Origin of the sequence: Actinoplanes sp. NPDC048791 (assembly GCF_040650095.1) — a bacterium.
Lineage (GTDB): Bacteria > Actinomycetota > Actinomycetes > Mycobacteriales > Micromonosporaceae > Actinoplanes.
The window spans coordinates 1-15,329 of record NZ_JBEZGQ010000097.1; the positions used below are offsets into that span (position 1 = coordinate 1).

The following is a 15,329-nucleotide window of genomic DNA, read 5'->3' on the forward strand; positions in this document are numbered from 1 at the left end:
GGCCGGCCACCGCGTCGGCGCCGAACCGCATGGCCGCGTTCAGGCCGGTCGCGGGTGGGTCCGGCACCGCCCGGGCGCCCAGGGCCGTCACCGCGGCGACCGCGGCCGGGTCGTCGGTGACGACCAGCACGTCGCCCACCGCCGCGCACGCCCAGACCGCGGCGACCGTGTCCCGGACCATCGCGAGGGCCAGCTCCTCGTGCCGGGAATCGGGAACAGCGCCGCGCAGCCGGCTCTTGGCCGCGCTGAGGCTCTTGACGGGGATGACCACCGTCCAGTCCGCTCCTGACACGCCGCCAATCCTGCCACCGTCCCACCGCTGGCCCCCGGCCTGGCTACGACGAGCAGGAGCAGGCATGATTTCGTCCCAGGTGTGGGCGACGGCGGCGCGGGGGCCCGCCGCGGGGAGCAGGGAGGCACCGTGGCGGGGCGCAAGCTCGGATTCTGGCGACGGTTGGCGGTCCTGCTCGTGCTGCCCGCGATGAGCCTCTGGACGAAGCGCACCTGGACCGGCATGGAGAACCTGCCGCCCGGTGGCGGCTTCATCATCACGCCCAACCACATGTCGCAGTTCGACCCGCTGGTGGTCGCGCACTACATCTACGAGTCGGGACGGTGGCCCCGGTTCCTGGCCAAGGCCAGCATCTGGCGGGTCCCGTTCGTCGGCTTCATGCTGCGCAAGACCCAGCAGATCCCGGTCGAACGCGGCAGTGTGGAGGCGGTGAAATCCCTCGACTCGCTCATCGAGGCCCTGCACGAGGGCGGTGTCGTGGTGATCTATCCCGAGGGCACGACCACCCGCGAGCCGGACCTGTGGCCGATGCGGGGCAAGACCGGCGCGGCCCGGCTGGCGCTGGTCACCGGCGCCCCGGTGGTGCCGATGGCGACGTGGGGCGCCCAGGCGGTGCACGACGTGCGGTCCGGCCGGATCCGGGTGGGCCGGCGGGTGCCGGTGCAGGTGACCGTCGGCAAGCCGGTGGACCTGAGCCGCTGGCAGGGCGAGGCGCCCACCCGGGCGGTGCTGGAGCAGATGACCGAGGCGATCCAGCTGGCCACCCGGAACCTGCTGGCCGAGCTGCGCGACGAAGCACCACCCCCGCTCTACGAGGTGTCGCGGCGGGCCTGGCGGCCCGGCGCCGACGACGCGGGCGAGCAGGGCAGGCAGAGCGAGGGGCAGGACGACATGCGGGGCGGTGGAGCATGAGGCGAGCGGCGGTGCTGGGCGCGGGCGCCTGGGGTACGGCGTTCGCGAAGATCCTCGCCGAGGCGGGGTCGGAGGTGACCATGTGGGCCCGCCGCGAGTCGGTGGCCGCGGCCATCCGGGCGGACCGGGTCAACGAGTCCTCCCTGCCCGGCGTCAAGCTGCCCGAGCGGGTCACCGCCACCAGCGACCTCGCCGCCGCACTCTCCGGTGCCGGCCTGGTCTTCCTGGCGGTCCCGTCCCAGACGCTGCGCGGCAACCTCGCCGACTGGGCCGGTCACCTGCCGGCCGACTCGACGCTGGTCTCGCTGATGAAGGGCATCGAGCTCGGCACGACCAAGCGGATGAGCCAGGTCATCGTCGAGACCGCCCGGGTCGACATGGACCGGGTGGTGGTGGTCTCCGGGCCCAACCTGGCCCCCGAGATTGCCGCCGAGCAACCGGCCGCGACCGTGGTGGCCGGGACGGACCCCGCTCGCGCGCAGCTCGTGCAGCAGGCCATCGCGCTGCCGTACCTGCGGCCGTACACGAGTGACGACGTGATCGGGTGCGAGCTGGGCGGGGCGGTGAAGAACGTCATCGCGCTCGCGTACGGGATGGCCTCCGCCATGGGCATGGGTGACAACACCAAGGCCTCGCTGATCACCCGCGGGCTGGCCGAGACGGCCCGGCTCGGGGTGGCGCTCGGCGCCGACCCGATGACCTTCGCCGGGCTGGCCGGGCTCGGTGACCTGGTCGCCACCTGCTCGTCGCCGCTGTCGCGCAACCGCACCTTCGGTGAGCACCTGGGCCGGGGCGAGTCGCTGGAGGAGGCCCAGCGGGCCGCCCGGCAGACCGCCGAGGGGGTCAAGAGCTGCCTGGCCATCCGGGACCTGGCCCGCGCCCACCACGTCGAGATGCCGATCACCGAGCAGGTCGAGCGGGTGTGCCACGAGGGCGTGGACCCGCGGGTGGCCGTCAAGCTGCTCATGGGACGGGAGATGAAGCCGGAATGAGCTTCGAGGGAGACGGCACCCGGGTCGTGCACGCCGGGCTGCCCGAGCCGGTGCCGGGACAGCCTTTCCTGCCGGGCCCGGTGTTCGCGGCGCCGTACCACCTGGACCCGGTCGAGGGTCCCGGCACCAACGGGTACGGGCGCCCGGACAACCCGACCCGCCGGGCGCTCGAGGGCGCGATCGGCGAGCTCGAGGGTGGCGCCGTGCTGGCCTTCGCGAGCGGGCAGGCGGCGATCACCGCGCTGCTGCTCTCGACCCTGCGCAGCGGCGACACGGTGGCCCTGCCCTCGGACGGCTACTTCACCGTGCGGGCGTTCGCCGAGGGCACCCAGCGTGACCTCGGCGTCAAGACGGTCCAGGTGCCGACCGCGGGGCCGTACCCGTCGTTCGAGGGCGTCCGGCTGGTGCTGCTGGAGACGCCGGCCAATCCCGGTCTGGACGTCTGTGACATCCGTACGGTCGCCGCCGCCGCGCACGCCGCGGGCGCGCTCGTGGCGGTGGACAACACCACGTCGACGCCGCTCGGCCAGCGCCCCCTGGAGCTCGGCGCCGACCTGGTGGTCGCGTCCGGCACGAAGGCCCTGACCGGGCACTCCGACGTGCTGCTGGGCTACCTGGCCACCAACGACGAGGAACTGCTGGCCAAGGTGACCGTCTGGCGGGCGCAGACCGGCGCGGTGCCGGGCGCGTTCGACGCCTGGCTGGCCCACCGGTCGCTGGCCACCCTGGACCTGCGGCTGGCCCGGCAGAGCGAGAACGCCGTGGTGCTGGCCGAGTTCCTGGCCGGCCGCGACGACGTGCGGGAGGTGCGTTTCCCGGGGCTCGCCGGCGACCCGTCGTACGAGATCGCCCAGGCGCAGATGCGCCGCATCCCGGGCATCATCTCGTTCGATCTCGGCAGTGCCGAGCGGGTGGCGCGGTTCCTGGCCGCCTCCGAGCTGGTCTTCGCGGCCACCTCGTTCGGTGGCCTGCACACGACCGCCGACCGGCGGGCGCAGTGGGGCGACGACACCGCGCCCGGCTTCGTCCGGCTCTCCTGCGGCATCGAGGACGCGCCGGATCTCGTCAGGGATCTGACGGCCGCGCTCGACGCCGCCTGAGTCCCATGTCGTGGAGCAGCTTCACCGGCGATCAGGTGGCGGCGCTGGCGCAGGGCGAGAGCTTGTTCGCCCAGCCGGGTGAGCGGGAGTGTCCGGCCTGTGGCCGGCGCAGCGTCCGGGCGTACGTGAACGCGCCCGAGAACGCCCGGCGCCCGACCCTGGTCAGCTACGTCTGGTGCACCGCCTGCCGCAAGTTCGTCGGCACCCGGGCGAAGCACCCGGAGGGCCTGGTCTTCTCCGACCCGCTGGCCACGCTGTCGCCCGCCGAGCGGCGTGAGCTGGAGCGCAGCCTGGTCGGCTTCCTCGCGCACCTGGACGAGCTGTGGGACGCCGGGGCGTTGCCGCAGACCTTCACCACGGCCTGACGCCGATCCGACGTTGCGTCCTGGCCGTTCCGGCTCTATGGTTCGTTACATGAGTAATGAACCGCAGAAGTAGGGAGGCTGTCGTGTTCGACGACCGCAGCCCCATCTATCAGCAGATCGCCAACGGCATCAAGGACGACGTCCTGAGCGGGACCCTCAAGGAGGACGAACAGGTCATGTCCACCAACCAGTACGCGGCGTTCTACCAGATCAACCCGGCCACGGCGGCCAAGGGCTTCGCCCAGCTGGTCGACGAGGGCGTCCTCTACAAGAAGCGCGGCATCGGCATGTTCGTCAGCCCGGACGCCCGGGCCCGGCTCCGCGGTCAGCGCCGCGAGCGGTTCTTCACCGACGTCGTCGACCCGATGCTCGCCGAGGCCAGGATGCTCGGCGTCGACGTCGACGAGATCGTGGCCTACCTCAAGGAGGGCCCGCGATGATCTCCCTGCGCGAGCTCACCGTCCGCTACGGCGCCACGGTCGCCGTCGACGGCATCACCCTCGACCTGGCCCCGGACAAGATCTACGGGCTGCTCGGGCGCAACGGTTCGGGCAAGACCAGCCTGCTCAGCGTGCTCGCGTCGTACCGGCGGGCCTCGGCCGGCACGGTCACCGTGGACGGGGTCGACCCCTTCGAGAACCCGGCCCTCATGCGCGGCACCGCGTTCATCCGCGACCAGCTGGACGTCACCACGCAGGACCGGGTCGACCGCGTCCTCGACTTCGCCGGCCGGCTGCGCCCGACCTGGGACGCCGGGTACGCCGAGCACCTGACCGACGTCTTCGAGCTCGACCGGCGCAAGCGCGTCTCGGCACTGTCGCGGGGGCAGCGTTCGAGCCTCGGCGTCGTGCTCGGCCTGGCCGCCCGCGCCCCGCTGACCATCCTCGACGAGGTCTACCTGGGCATGGACGCCGCCGCCCGGACGGCCTTCTACCGCGAGCTGCTCGCCGACTACCTCGCCCACCCCCGCACGATCATCCTGTCCACCCACCTCATCGAGGAGGTCGCCGACCTGTTCGAGCAGGTGATCGTCATCGACCGGGGCCGGCTGCTCGTGCACGAGGACACCGACACCTTCAAGGCCCGCGGCGTCGCCGTCACCGGCCCGGCCGCGGCGGTCGACGCGTTCGTCGCCGGGCGCACGGTGCTCAGCGAGCGGAGCCTGGGCGGCGTCCGGCAGGCCACCCTGTACGGCGAGCTCGACCCCCGCGACGTCGAGCGGGCCGGCGCGGAGGGGTTGTCCCTGGCCCCGGTCGGGGTCCAGGACCTCTTTGTCCACCTGACCTCGGGCGCCGCCTACGGCACCCACCGAACGGAGGCCCTGCGATGACCACCAGCCGGCTCGTGGCCGCGACCCTGCTCAGCATCTACCGTCCCGTCGTGCTGTGGTTCTGGACCACGATGACCGTCTGCGCGGTGGTCGGGATGACGGCGATCGCCCTGTACGGCGAGCCGACGTTCAGCCTCTGGCTGCTGATGGCCGGCTCGGCCGCGAAATACTGGCTCGGCGTCGTCGGCGCCACGCTGGTCAGCCTCAACCTGCGGCAGTTCGTCGCCAACGGCATCACCCGGCGCGAGTTCCTGGCCGGTGCGGCGATCTTCGGGCTGTCGGCCACGGTGGTCTTCGCCCTCGCCGTGGTGGCCGGGCACGGCGTCGAGCAACTGCTGCTGGGCCTCGACGGGCCGCTGCCCGCGGGCTATCCGACGATGACGCCCGGGGCGGCGCTGCGCGAGTTCGGCCAGATCCTGCCGTCCGCGCTGGCCTTCCTGGTCGCCGGAGCCGCGGTCACCGCGGGCTTCTACCGCTTCGGTGCCTGGGGCGGACTGGCCCTGCTGCCGGCAGCGGTGCTCCCGCTGGCCGCGGCTGAGACCTTGTTCGGCCTCGACGCGAGCCTCGGCTTCGCCGTGCGGTTCGTGCCGTACGCGGCGGCGGTGCTCATCAGCCTGGCCGTCACGGCCCTCGGCGTCCTGCTCTACCAGCGGGTGCTGCGCGACGTCACCATCCGGCCCGCCGGCTGACCGGGCCCCGGACGAGCGGCCGGCCGGTCACGGGGGCGCGGCCGTCCGCTCAACCGCCGTGGTTCAGCGCGAACTCGTAGAGCCAGTCGCGCTGGGCCTCGGTGTCGGGCACCGGCAGACCCCGGGCCTGCGCCACCATCTCCAGCGCCCGCTCCGGGCCGACACCCAGCATCACCAGCGTCGCGCAGGCCAGCAGCGTCGAGCGGCCGATGCCGGCGAAACACTGCGTCACCACGAAACGGCCGGCCCGCACGTGCGCGGCCAGCCGGACGCCGAGAGCCACCACGTCACTGTCGGCCATGTCCCGCGCGCGGGGGATACCCCGGTCCGCGATCGGAAAGGAGAGGAAGTCGATGCCCACCGCGGCGGCGGCCGCGGCTGCCTCGGTCAGGCCCAGCCGGCGGTCCTCCTCCCAGGTCAACGCGGAGACGAAGACATCGACGCCGGCCCGGGCCAGGCCGGCCATCTCGTCGGCCAGCCAGTCGCCGCCGCGCGGATGCGCCATCGTCGCCAACCGCCCCGGGCCGTGCCAGGCGATCACGTGCAGTGCTGGTCTCATCGACTCCCCGTCCCCGTCTGCCGTGCCAGCGCCCGCCGTCATCAGAAAGTGGTGTACGCAGAGTAGGGTCACCCCCGGCGTGCCCGCCGCCACCCTCCCGCGCGCAGGCAGCCTAGCTATGTCCGGCAACGAGAGGCCATTTCCATGACGACCCCTCGCAAAACCCGCGTGGCGATCGTGTTCGGCGGGCGCAGCACCGAGCACGCCATCTCCTGCGTCAGCGCGGGCAGCATCCTCGGCGCCCTGGACCCCGACGAGTACGAGGTCGTCCCGGTCGGGATCACCCGCGCGGGCGCCTGGGTGCTCAGCAGCGGCGACCCGGCGGCGCTGGCCATCAGCGGCCAGACCCTGCCGGAGATCACCGCCGACTCGGGCCGGGCCGTGGTGCTGCCGGCCGACCCGACCTCGTCCGGCCTGATGGTGCTCGACCCGGCGGACGGCGTGGCCGTGCTCGCCAACGTCGACGTCGTCTTCCCGGCCCTGCACGGCGCGTACGGCGAGGACGGCACCATCCAGGGCATGCTCGAGATGGCCGGCATCCCGTACGTGGGCGCCAACGTCTTCGCCTCCGCGGCCGGCATGGACAAGGAGTTCACCAAGAAGCTCGCCGCCGCCGAGGGCATCCCGGTCGGGCCGTACGCGGTCCTGCGCGCCGGCAGCTCGCTGTCCGAGGCCGACAAGGAACGCCTGGGCCTGCCGGTCTTCGTCAAGCCGTCACGGGCCGGCTCGTCGCACGGCATCAGCAAGGTCACCGACTGGGCGCAGCTGGACGCGGCCGTCGCCAAGGCCCGTCAGATCGACCCCAAGGTGCTTGTCGAGGCCGGGATCGTGGGCCGCGAGATCGAGTGCGGCGTGCTGGAAGGTGAGGCCGGCGGGGTGCCCGAGGCGTCGCTGCTGGCCGAGATCCTGGTCTCCACCGAGGGCGGGGACTTCTACGACTTCGACGCCAAGTATCTGGGCGACGGCACGCCGTACCAGATCCCCGCGGGCCTGGAGCCGGAGGTCGCCCGCCAGGTCCAGGAGTACGCCTGCCGCACCTTCACCGCGCTCGACTGCGCCGGCCTGGGCCGGGTCGACTTCTTCGTGACCGCCGACAACGAGATCTTCCTCAACGAGATCAACACGATGCCGGGCTTCACCCCGACGTCGATGTTCCCGCTGATGTGGGCGGCCACCGGCCTGGAATACCCCAAGGTCGTCGACCGCCTGATCCGCACCGCGCTACGCCGCGGCACCGGCCTGCACTGAGCGTCCGCGTGTTTCCTCGGCGCTCGACTTCCCTCGGCGCGGGCTCCGCGGCCGAGTGCTAAACGCAGCCGCTGGGGACGCCGGCGGTGATCGACTTGTCGGTCTTCACCACGATGTCGGAGAACTCGTTGGCCCACTGGGCCGGCTGCGCGTACTGCTTTGGGACCGTGACCTGGACCGGCACCTCACGGTCCATGGTCGTGAAGACGGCCGCGTCGCCCTGCTGGGAGGCGTACCAGCAGACCTTGTTCATGTTGAGCAGTTCGGTGTCGAGCGGCACACAGCCCGTGCCGGTGTCGTCCAGCGACGCGCACATCTTCGGCTGGGCCACCCCGCAGGCCACCGTCAGCGGCGGCTCGCCGTAGGCGGCGTTCTGCTCCGGGCCGGCGCTGACCTTGCGGGCGGCCAGGTCGCGCACCTTGACGGGCAACTGTGACGTCACCGCGAGGCAGACCTCGGCCGGGCGGGCGGCCAGCTTGGGCGCCGCCATCTGCACCGGGGTCGCCGGGACGACCGCCGGCTGGGTGGCCGACGGGCTGGGCGCCGCGCTGCCGGTATCCGGGACGATCTTGGTGAAGATCAGCAGGCCGGCCAGCACCGCGACCGGTACGGCGATCACGGTCGCCCACAGGGCGGCGCTCCGCATCGTCCGGTCCGGTGCGGGGGGCTGGGATTCGGGGCGGGTGCGCACGTCGACCATGGTCAGAGATTTACCACGGAGCACGTCACGGTCCGGGTGATGCCCGGCACGTACTGGATTTTGCTCACAATCATCCGGCCGAGCTCGTCGACACTGTGCGCCTCGCCCAGTACCACGACGTCGTAGGGCCCCGTGACCGCGTCGACACGTACCACTCCATTGATTTTGTCGATCGCGGCGGCCACGTCACGGGCCTTTCCGACCTCCGTCTGGATGAGGATGTACGCCTGGACCACGATCAGACTCCTATCCGCCGCCGCCGGCGACCCGAACGTGAAACTACAGTACGAAACCGGTCGGCAGCGCACTTGCGGGGCAGACCGAACTCGAGAGGAACGGTGGGACGTTGAGCATCGCGGAGACGGGGGAGTTCGGGCTCATCACCCGGATCGTCGCGCGGCTCGAGACCGGCGCCGCGAGTCTGCTCGGTCCGGGCGACGACGCCGCGGTCGTCGCGGCCCCGGACAGGCGGGTCGTGGCCAGCACTGACGTCCTGGTCGAAGGCCGGCATTTCCGCCGCGACTGGTCCAGCGCGGCGGACGTCGGGCACCGCGCGGCAGCGGCGAACCTGGCCGACATCGCGGCCATGGGCGCGACCCCGACTGCCCTGCTGGTGGCCCTCTGCGTGCCGACGGACCTGCCGGTGGAATGGGCCGAGGAACTGGCCGGTGGCCTCTCCACCGAGGCGGCCCGGGTCGGCGCGGCGGTGGTCGGCGGCGACATGTCGTCCAGCCCCACCCTGACCATTGCCGTCACCGCGCTGGGCGACCTGGAAGGCCGCGAGCCGGTTCTCAGAAGCGGAGCCCAGCCGGGGGACGTGGTCGCGCTCGCCGGTCGCACCGGGCACGCGGCGGCCGGCTACACCGTGCTCTCCCGCGGCTTCCGCACACCGAAACTGCTGGTCGAGGCGTACCGGCGCCCCGAGGTCGAATACGCCGCCGGTCCGACCGCGGCCCGGCTGGGAGCCACTTCGATGATCGACATCTCGGACGGGCTGCTGCAGGACCTCGGTCACGTGGCGGCGGCGAGCGTGGTCGGCATCGACATCGACCGGGCGGCCTTCGAAGTGCCCGACCAGATGCGCGACGCGGCCTCGGCGCTCGGCGTGGACCCGTACGTGTGGTTGCTCGCCGGCGGCGACGACCACGCCCTGGCGGCGACCTTCCCGGCCGGGACGCAGTTGCCGCCGGGCTGGCGCGCGGTCGGCAGCGTGCACGAAGGCACCGGCGTCACGGTCGACCGCCGGCCGTGGCAGGGCGGCACGGGCTGGGACCACTTCCGCTGACGGTGGTTAATGTTGGTCGGCGTGGACGAGATCAAGGTCCGCGAGGCCCGCTTCGACGAGCCCGCGGTGCAGCGACTGATAACTGAGGCAATGGCCGAGCTGAGCCGGCGGTACGGCGGAACGGGCGACGACACGCCCGTGGCAGCGACGGACTTCGCCCCGCCGACCGGGGCGTTCGTGGTCGCCTACACCGGCTCGGCGGCCGGCTCCGACGAGGTGCTGCTGGGCTGTGCCGGCTGGCGGGCGCACGGCGACGACGCGGAACTCAAGCGGATGTTCACGGTGCCGACGGCCCGAGGACGCGGCGTGGCCCGCCGGGTCCTGACGGCGATCGAAGAATCAGCCCGCGACCGAGGCTGCAAGCGAGTGATCCTGGAAACCGGCGACAAGCAGCCGGAAGCTATCGCCCTCTACCTGAAGTGCGGCTACGAGCGCATCGAGGACTTCGGCTACTACGCCGGCGAGGAAGGCGTGCTCTCCTTCGCCCGGATCCTCTGACCTGCGATCACGCGAAAAGCCCGCCGGGTCACAGGGACCTGGCGGGCTGTCGCACTGCTGAGGTCAGGCGCGGACGACCTTGCCGGCCTTGATGCACGAGGTGCAGACCTTGAGCTTCTTGGTGTTGCCACCACCGGCAGGGGTGCGCACCGACTGGATGTTCGGGTTCCAGCGGCGGTTGGTCCGCCGGTGCGAGTGGGACACGTTGTGGCCGAAGCCCGGTCCCTTGCCACAGACGTCGCACACGCTAGCCACGGGGTACTCCTGGGATTGAAAGCAACTGAGGGTGCCCCGGACAGCGGACATCCGGGCAACCTGGCCAGATTACCCGATGGTCGGCCGGGACAGCCAATCGCCCCTGGCCGTACCCGCGGTGAAGCCCGGCACCCGGCAATTGTCGGTGCTGGTTAGTACGCTTTTCGCGTGCTGGACTCCCTGGACGCCGCCGCGGTCCGCCGCTGGTGCGGTGGTGGGCTGGCCGCGCTCCGGGCGCATCAGCACGAGATCGACGAGCTGAACGTCTACCCGGTGCCGGACGGCGACACCGGCACCAATCTCGTGCTCACTCTCACCTCGGCCCAGCAGGCCCTGGACGACGCCCCCGACCAGCAGCCCACCGCGGGTTCGACCGCGCTGGGCGGCACGATGCGCCTGATGGCCCGGGGCGCGCTGCTGGGCGCCCGGGGCAACTCCGGCGTGATCGTGTCGCAGATCCTGCGCGGCATGGCCGACACCTTCGCCACGGCGGTGGCTGTGCGAGGCGGCGAGCTGACCCGGGCACTGCGCACGGCGAGCGAGGCGGCCTACGCGGCGGTGGCCAAGCCGGTCGAGGGCACTGTGCTGTCGGTGGTGGCAGCGGCGGCCGAGGGAGCACGCAAGACCGCGTCGGACGATCTGGTGGCGGTGGCCCGGGCGGCCGCCCGCGCGGCGGCAGAAGCCCTGGCCCGCACGCCCCAGCAACTCCCGATCCTGGCCCGCGCCGGCGTGGTCGACGCCGGGGGGCGCGGGCTGGTCCTCCTCCTGGAAGCCCTCGTCGAAGCCCTGAACAACACCAGCACCCTGCCGGATACCTCGGCCTCCCCGGCTCAGGCCGATCCGGCCTCGCCGATCGCCTCAGGACCACTCACGACCGGGTCGCCTTCTCCACCCGAGCCTGCGGGCTCGACAGCCGGCCTCGGCCTGGTGGCCCCGGCCGGCCCCGGGGACCCCGTCAGACCGGGCGGCGGCCACGAGGACTTCGGATATGAGGTGCAATACCTGCTGGACGCGGCGCCCGAGAGCGTCGAGTCGCTGCGCGGGGCGCTGGGGGAGATGGGCGACTCGCTGGTGATCGTCGGGACCGGCGACGGTGACCCGCCCACCTGGAACGTCCACGTCCATGTGGCGGTCACCGACGTGGGCGCCGCGATCGAAGCCGGCGTCGTCGCGGGCCGGCCCCACCGCATCACCGTCACCCGCCTCGAAGATCACCGGCACGAGAGCACCCACCCCCTGGGCGACCAGCCCGAGCACCACCGCCAAGGCGACGATCAACTCGCCGCGAGCCGGCCGGCCGGCAGCCTGCCCGAGACGGAACACCACGAGGTCGAGTTAGCCCAGGGCCCCGATCCCGACGCCCGGGCCACAGTCGTCGTCGCGGCCGGGGACGGGCTCACCGCCATCTTCGCCGCTGAGGGTGCCACCGTCGTCGGCCGCAATCCCTCCACCGCCGAGATGCTCGCCGCCATCGCGTCCACCGGTGCCGGCCACATCGTGCTCCTGCCCAACGACGCCAACACCCACGCCGTCGCTCGCTCCGCCGCGCAGGAAGCCGCCGCTGACGGCGTACGGGTAAGCGTCGTCCCCACCCGCTCGCCGGTGCAGGCCCTCGCCGCCCTCGCCGTCCGTGATCCGGGGCGGCCGTTCGATGACGAGGTCATCGCGATGGCCGAGGCCGCCGGCGCCTGCCGGTACGGCGAGGTCTGCACCGCCAGCCGCGAAGCCCTCACCGTCGCCGGCCGCTGTCATCCGGGCGACCTGCTCGGGCTCGTCGACGGCGAGGTGCACGTCATCGGGGCCGACCTCGAAGAGGTCTGCCTGCGCCTGCTCGACCGGCTGCTCGGCGGTGGCGGCGAGCTCGTCACCCTGGTGCTCGGCGCGGACGCCCCGCCCGAGCTCGAGGAGCGGTTGCGGGCCCACGTCACCAGCGAGTGGCGCTTCGTCGAGCTGAACAGCTACGCGGGCGGCCAGCCCCGCTACCACCTGTTGGTAGGAGTGGAATGACCGACACCAAGACCGTCACCACCACCGACACCCCGCTGGAGAAGGTGCTGGGGGCCGCCAAGGCCAAGGCGCTCGCCACCCACCTCGACCTGCACACCGCCGGTGACCTGATCTACCACTTCCCGCGTCGTTACGACGAGCGGGGTGAGCACACCGACATGCGCAAGCTCGAGGTCGGCGAGCAGGTCACCCTGCTGGCCCAGGTCAAGAGCACGACGGTACGGCCGATGCGCCAGCGCCGCGGCAACATGCTGGAGATCACCATCGGGGACGGTTCCGGCGCCACGCTGACCTGCACGTTCTTCAATCAGGCGTGGCGGGAACGGGAGTTGCGCACCGGCCGGTGGGGACTGTTCGCCGGCAAGGTGACCGACTTCCGCGGCAAGCGCCAGCTCAACGGGCCGGCGTACCAGCTGCTCAAGGCCGATGCGACGCAGGACGAGGCGGCCGAGGAGATCGAGGAGTTCGCCGGGGCGCTGATCCCGGTCTATCCCGCCGCGGCCGCCGTGCCGACGTGGACCATCGCCCGGTACGTGCGGGAGGTGCTGGAGACCTTCCAGCCGCCGGATGATCCGTTGCCGGGTACGGTCCGGGCCAGCCGCAACCTGATCGGGATCGGCAAGGCCCTGCGGGAGATCCACCGGCCGAGCTCCGACAAGGATCTGCAACTGGCCCGGTACAGGTTGAAGTGGGACGAGGCTTTCGCCGTACAGCTGACGCTTGTGCAGCGCAAGGCGCGTGCCGCCGCCGCGCCCGGCAGGTCCCGGCCGCGCACCGAGGCCGGGTTGCTCGCCGCTTTCGACGCGGCGTTGCCCTATGAGCTGACCGAGGGGCAGGCCCGGGTCGGCGAGGAGATCGCGGCGGATCTGGCCCGCGCGCATCCGATGCACCGGTTGTTGCAGGGTGAGGTCGGTTCCGGCAAGACGCTGGTGGCGGTCCGGGCGATGCTGCAGATCGTCGACGCGGGCGGGCAGGCCGCGCTGCTCGCGCCGACCGAGGTGCTCGCCACCCAGCATCACCGCAGCATCAGTGCGCAGCTGGGCGCGCTCGGCCGGGCCGGGGAGCTCGACGGTGATCCGAACGGCACGCAGCTCACCCTGGTCACCGGTTCGCTCGGCGCGGCGGCCCGGCGGGCCGCGCTGGCCAAGGTCGCCGACGGGACCGCCGGCATCGTGGTGGGCACGCACGCCTTGCTGTACGAGGGGGTCGACTTCCACGATCTGGGCCTGGTGGTCGTGGACGAGCAGCACCGCTTCGGCGTGGAGCAACGCGACGCGCTGCGCGCCAAGGCCGCGCAGCCGCCGCACGTCCTGGTGATGACGGCGACACCGATCCCGCGCACGGTCGCGATGACCGTGTACGGCGACCTGGAAACGTCCACTTTGTCGCAGTTGCCGCGCGGCCGTTCCCCGATCGCGTCGCACGTCGTGCCGCCGGAGCGTCCGGCGTTCCTGGACCGGGCCTGGCGGCGGGTGCGCGAGGAGGTCCAGGCCGGCCACCAGGCGTACGTGGTGTGCCCGCGGATCGGCTCGTCGGAAGCCGAGGAGGACGAGGAACCGCCGAGCGACAATGAACCAGCCCGGAGGCCGCCCTTGGCTGTGATGGAGGTCGCGCCGATCCTCGAGGAAGGTCCGCTGCACGGGCTGCGCCTCGGCATCCTGCACGGCAAACTGCCGGCGGAGGAGAAGGACGCGGTCATGCGCCGGTTCGCGGCCGGTGACCTGGACGTGCTGATCGCCACCACGGTGATCGAGGTGGGCGTCGACGTGCCCAACTCGACGGTCATGATCATCATGGACGCCGACCGTTTCGGCGTCTCCCAGCTGCACCAGCTGCGCGGCCGGGTCGGCCGAGGCTCGGCACCGGGCATCTGCCTGCTGGTGACCGAAGCGGCGGAGGGCACCCCGGCCCGCGAACGCCTCGACGCGGTCGCCTCCACAACGGACGGATTCCGCCTGGCGGAGCTGGACCTGGAACAACGCCGCGAAGGCGACGTGCTGGGCGCGTCGCAGTCCGGCAAGCACAGCCACCTGCGGCTGCTTTCCCTGCTGCGGGACAGCAAACTGATCACCGACGCCCGGGCGGAGGCCCAGGAACTCGTGGCCGAAGACCCCACGCTGGCAAAACACCCGGCGCTGCTGGCCTCGGTCGCAGCCCTGGTGGACGAGGAACGCGCCGAGTATTTGGAGAAGGGATGATCCTGCACTTCTGTCCCCGCGCAGAGTGGGAAGCGGCGGTGCCGGCCGGCAGGTATGCGGCGGACACGCTGGAAAGCCAGGGCTTCATCCACTGCTCCACGCCGGAGCAGGTGGCGGTGCCGGCCACGGCGCTGGCCCGGGGGCGGCAGGACATCGTGCTGCTGGAGATCGACGAGAGCCGGCTGGGCCGGCCGGTGGTCTGGGAGCAGGGTGATCCGCCGGATCCGGGGGGCATGCTCTTTCCGCACGTGTACGAGCCGATCCCGGTTGCGGCTGTTGTCGGGGTGCATGAGTACCTGCCCGAGGCGGACGGCACCTTTCGGCGGCCCGCGGGCTTTTAGCCTGCCCGGCATATTCCCGGGAGCTCGTGGACCTCTGGCGCGCCCGGCTTTCCGGCGGCCCGCCGGCTTTTAGCCTGCCTGACACCTCCCGGACCTTGGCCCGCCTGGCTTGCCGGCGGGCCTATGGGCGCGTCCGGCGCCTTCCGGCTGCTCGCGGACCTCTGGACCAGCCCGGCCTTTCCGGCGGCCCGCCGGCCTCTGGGCCCGGTTGCGGCCGGGTAAGGACGAACACAGCAAGGGCGCGCCGACCGGGTGGTCGGCGCGCCCTTTAGCGTCGCAGCTCAGCTCACGGAGTGAAGGTGACGCGGCGACGCCGGGCCACCACGAAGAGCACTCCGCCGCCGATCAGCAGGACTGCCGCGCCGGCGGCGATCGTGCCGGCCGCCGCACCGGTCACCGGGAGGCCACCGTTGTCCTCGCCGTCGCCGCCTCCACTACCGGATCCGTCGCCGTTACCGGACCCGCCGCCGTCGCCGTTACCGGACCCGCCGCCGTCGCCGTTACCGGGCCCGCCACCGCCTGGGTTGCCGCCGTCGCCGCCGCCGGCACCCGGGGGCG

Annotated in this window: 18 protein-coding genes and 1 pseudogene; 13 read left to right on the forward strand and 6 right to left on the reverse strand. The window is 72.3% G+C overall.

Features of this window, described 5'->3' with window-relative positions:
- A pseudogene (locus tag AB0C29_RS10435) lies at window positions 1-292 on the reverse strand (2-phospho-L-lactate guanylyltransferase); the annotation flags it as partial.
- 129 nt (window positions 293-421) lie between these two features.
- Between AB0C29_RS10435 and AB0C29_RS10440 the strand changes: the two are divergent.
- The 7 genes from AB0C29_RS10440 to AB0C29_RS10470 all read left to right on the forward strand — a co-directional run bounded on the left by AB0C29_RS10440 (window position 422) and on the right by AB0C29_RS10470 (window position 5,680).
- On the forward strand, window positions 422-1,204 hold the full coding sequence (locus tag AB0C29_RS10440) for a lysophospholipid acyltransferase family protein (RefSeq protein WP_360818109.1): 783 nt from the start codon (window positions 422-424) through the stop codon (window positions 1,202-1,204).
- Window positions 1,201-2,196 carry an NAD(P)H-dependent glycerol-3-phosphate dehydrogenase gene (locus tag AB0C29_RS10445; RefSeq protein ID WP_360818112.1) on the forward strand — a complete coding sequence of 332 codons (996 nt, stop codon included), beginning with the start codon at window positions 1,201-1,203 and terminating at the stop codon, window positions 2,194-2,196. Before AB0C29_RS10440 ends, AB0C29_RS10445 begins: the two co-directional genes overlap by 4 nt.
- On the forward strand, window positions 2,193-3,296 hold the full coding sequence (locus AB0C29_RS10450; RefSeq protein WP_360818115.1) for a cystathionine gamma-lyase: 1,104 nt from the start codon (window positions 2,193-2,195) through the stop codon (window positions 3,294-3,296). The genes AB0C29_RS10445 and AB0C29_RS10450 overlap by 4 nt, the downstream gene beginning before the upstream one ends.
- Before the next feature lie 5 nt (window positions 3,297-3,301).
- A complete protein-coding gene (locus tag AB0C29_RS10455) occupies window positions 3,302-3,661 on the forward strand; it encodes a hypothetical protein (protein WP_360818118.1) in 360 nt (119 codons plus the stop codon).
- An 83-nt stretch (window positions 3,662-3,744) separates the two neighbouring features.
- Window positions 3,745-4,101, forward strand: coding sequence for a GntR family transcriptional regulator (locus tag AB0C29_RS10460; protein ID WP_360550015.1), 357 nt, complete (start codon window positions 3,745-3,747; stop codon window positions 4,099-4,101).
- Window positions 4,098-4,991: an ABC transporter ATP-binding protein gene (locus AB0C29_RS10465; protein ID WP_360818121.1), complete on the forward strand. Its 894-nt coding sequence runs from the start codon at window positions 4,098-4,100 to the stop codon at window positions 4,989-4,991. The genes AB0C29_RS10460 and AB0C29_RS10465 overlap by 4 nt, the downstream gene beginning before the upstream one ends.
- Window positions 4,988-5,680 carry a hypothetical protein gene (locus AB0C29_RS10470; RefSeq protein ID WP_360818124.1) on the forward strand — a complete coding sequence of 231 codons (693 nt, stop codon included), beginning with the start codon at window positions 4,988-4,990 and terminating at the stop codon, window positions 5,678-5,680. Before AB0C29_RS10465 ends, AB0C29_RS10470 begins: the two co-directional genes overlap by 4 nt.
- 49 nt (window positions 5,681-5,729) lie before the next feature.
- On the opposite strand, the gene AB0C29_RS10475 is transcribed toward AB0C29_RS10470, so the two are convergent.
- Window positions 5,730-6,239, reverse strand: coding sequence for a hypothetical protein (locus AB0C29_RS10475; RefSeq protein ID WP_360550009.1), 510 nt, complete (start codon window positions 6,237-6,239; stop codon window positions 5,730-5,732).
- Window positions 6,240-6,383: 144 nt separating this feature from the next.
- Here AB0C29_RS10475 and AB0C29_RS10480 point away from each other — a divergent pair, with 144 nt between their 5' ends.
- Window positions 6,384-7,487, forward strand: a complete 1,104-nt coding sequence (locus AB0C29_RS10480) for a D-alanine--D-alanine ligase family protein (protein ID WP_360818127.1) — start codon at window positions 6,384-6,386, stop codon at window positions 7,485-7,487.
- A 58-nt stretch (window positions 7,488-7,545) separates the two neighbouring features.
- Here AB0C29_RS10480 and AB0C29_RS10485 read toward each other — a convergent pair whose 3' ends face one another.
- Entirely contained in the window at window positions 7,546-8,187 is a 642-nt protein-coding gene (locus AB0C29_RS10485; protein WP_360818130.1) for a DUF3515 family protein, read from the reverse strand.
- A gap of 2 nt (window positions 8,188-8,189) precedes the next feature.
- Window positions 8,190-8,423 carry an Lrp/AsnC ligand binding domain-containing protein gene (locus tag AB0C29_RS10490; RefSeq protein ID WP_125810437.1) on the reverse strand — a complete coding sequence of 78 codons (234 nt, stop codon included), beginning with the start codon at window positions 8,421-8,423 and terminating at the stop codon, window positions 8,190-8,192.
- A gap of 110 nt (window positions 8,424-8,533) precedes the next feature.
- Between AB0C29_RS10490 and AB0C29_RS10495 the strand changes: the two genes are divergently transcribed.
- Together AB0C29_RS10495 and AB0C29_RS10500 are read left to right on the forward strand one after the other, a co-directional pair.
- Window positions 8,534-9,472, forward strand: a complete 939-nt coding sequence (locus AB0C29_RS10495) for a thiamine-phosphate kinase (protein ID WP_360818133.1) — start codon at window positions 8,534-8,536, stop codon at window positions 9,470-9,472.
- A 21-nt stretch (window positions 9,473-9,493) separates the two neighbouring features.
- A complete protein-coding gene (locus AB0C29_RS10500) occupies window positions 9,494-9,970 on the forward strand; it encodes a GNAT family N-acetyltransferase (RefSeq protein ID WP_360818136.1) in 477 nt (158 codons plus the stop codon).
- A gap of 63 nt (window positions 9,971-10,033) precedes the next feature.
- On the opposite strand, the gene rpmB is transcribed toward AB0C29_RS10500, so the two are convergent.
- The gene (rpmB, locus tag AB0C29_RS10505) at window positions 10,034-10,225 is read right to left on the reverse strand and encodes a 50S ribosomal protein L28 (protein ID WP_023561910.1); all 192 of its coding nucleotides are present in this window, start codon (window positions 10,223-10,225) and stop codon (window positions 10,034-10,036) included.
- Window positions 10,226-10,393: 168 nt separating this feature from the next.
- Here rpmB and AB0C29_RS10510 point away from each other — a divergent pair, with 168 nt between their 5' ends.
- Genes AB0C29_RS10510 through AB0C29_RS10520 form a run of 3 tightly spaced genes read left to right on the forward strand, consistent with a single transcriptional unit; the run spans window position 10,394 to window position 14,771 of the window.
- Window positions 10,394-12,232 (forward strand): DAK2 domain-containing protein, encoded by a 1,839-nt coding sequence (locus tag AB0C29_RS10510; protein WP_360818139.1) that lies wholly within the window; start codon window positions 10,394-10,396, stop codon window positions 12,230-12,232.
- On the forward strand, window positions 12,229-14,430 hold the full coding sequence (recG, locus tag AB0C29_RS10515) for an ATP-dependent DNA helicase RecG (RefSeq protein WP_360818142.1): 2,202 nt from the start codon (window positions 12,229-12,231) through the stop codon (window positions 14,428-14,430). The genes AB0C29_RS10510 and recG overlap by 4 nt, the downstream gene beginning before the upstream one ends.
- Entirely contained in the window at window positions 14,427-14,771 is a 345-nt protein-coding gene (locus AB0C29_RS10520; protein WP_360818144.1) for a DUF952 domain-containing protein, read from the forward strand. The genes recG and AB0C29_RS10520 overlap by 4 nt, the downstream gene beginning before the upstream one ends.
- A gap of 286 nt (window positions 14,772-15,057) precedes the next feature.
- Here AB0C29_RS10520 and AB0C29_RS10525 read toward each other — a convergent pair.
- On the reverse strand, window positions 15,058-15,329 hold a 272-nt coding region (locus tag AB0C29_RS10525; RefSeq protein ID WP_360818147.1), incomplete at its 5' end, for an LPXTG cell wall anchor domain-containing protein.

Excerpts from the sequence above, each read along its gene's own strand:
- AB0C29_RS10445 (WP_360818112.1), top strand. The coding sequence starts at position 1,201 with ATGAGGCGAGCGGCGGTGCTGGGCGCGGGCGCCTGGGGTACGGCGTTC.
- AB0C29_RS10450 (WP_360818115.1), top strand. The coding sequence starts at position 2,193 with ATGAGCTTCGAGGGAGACGGCACCCGGGTCGTGCACGCCGGGCTGCCC.
- AB0C29_RS10455 (WP_360818118.1), top strand. The coding sequence starts at position 3,302 with ATGTCGTGGAGCAGCTTCACCGGCGATCAGGTGGCGGCGCTGGCGCAG.
- AB0C29_RS10465 (WP_360818121.1), top strand. The coding sequence starts at position 4,098 with ATGATCTCCCTGCGCGAGCTCACCGTCCGCTACGGCGCCACGGTCGCC.
- AB0C29_RS10470 (WP_360818124.1), top strand. The coding sequence starts at position 4,988 with ATGACCACCAGCCGGCTCGTGGCCGCGACCCTGCTCAGCATCTACCGT.
- AB0C29_RS10475 (WP_360550009.1), bottom strand. The coding sequence starts at position 6,239 with ATGAGACCAGCACTGCACGTGATCGCCTGGCACGGCCCGGGGCGGTTG.
- AB0C29_RS10480 (WP_360818127.1), top strand. The coding sequence starts at position 6,384 with ATGACGACCCCTCGCAAAACCCGCGTGGCGATCGTGTTCGGCGGGCGC.
- AB0C29_RS10485 (WP_360818130.1), bottom strand. The coding sequence starts at position 8,187 with ATGGTCGACGTGCGCACCCGCCCCGAATCCCAGCCCCCCGCACCGGAC.
- recG (WP_360818142.1), top strand. The coding sequence starts at position 12,229 with ATGACCGACACCAAGACCGTCACCACCACCGACACCCCGCTGGAGAAG.
- AB0C29_RS10520 (WP_360818144.1), top strand. The coding sequence starts at position 14,427 with ATGATCCTGCACTTCTGTCCCCGCGCAGAGTGGGAAGCGGCGGTGCCG.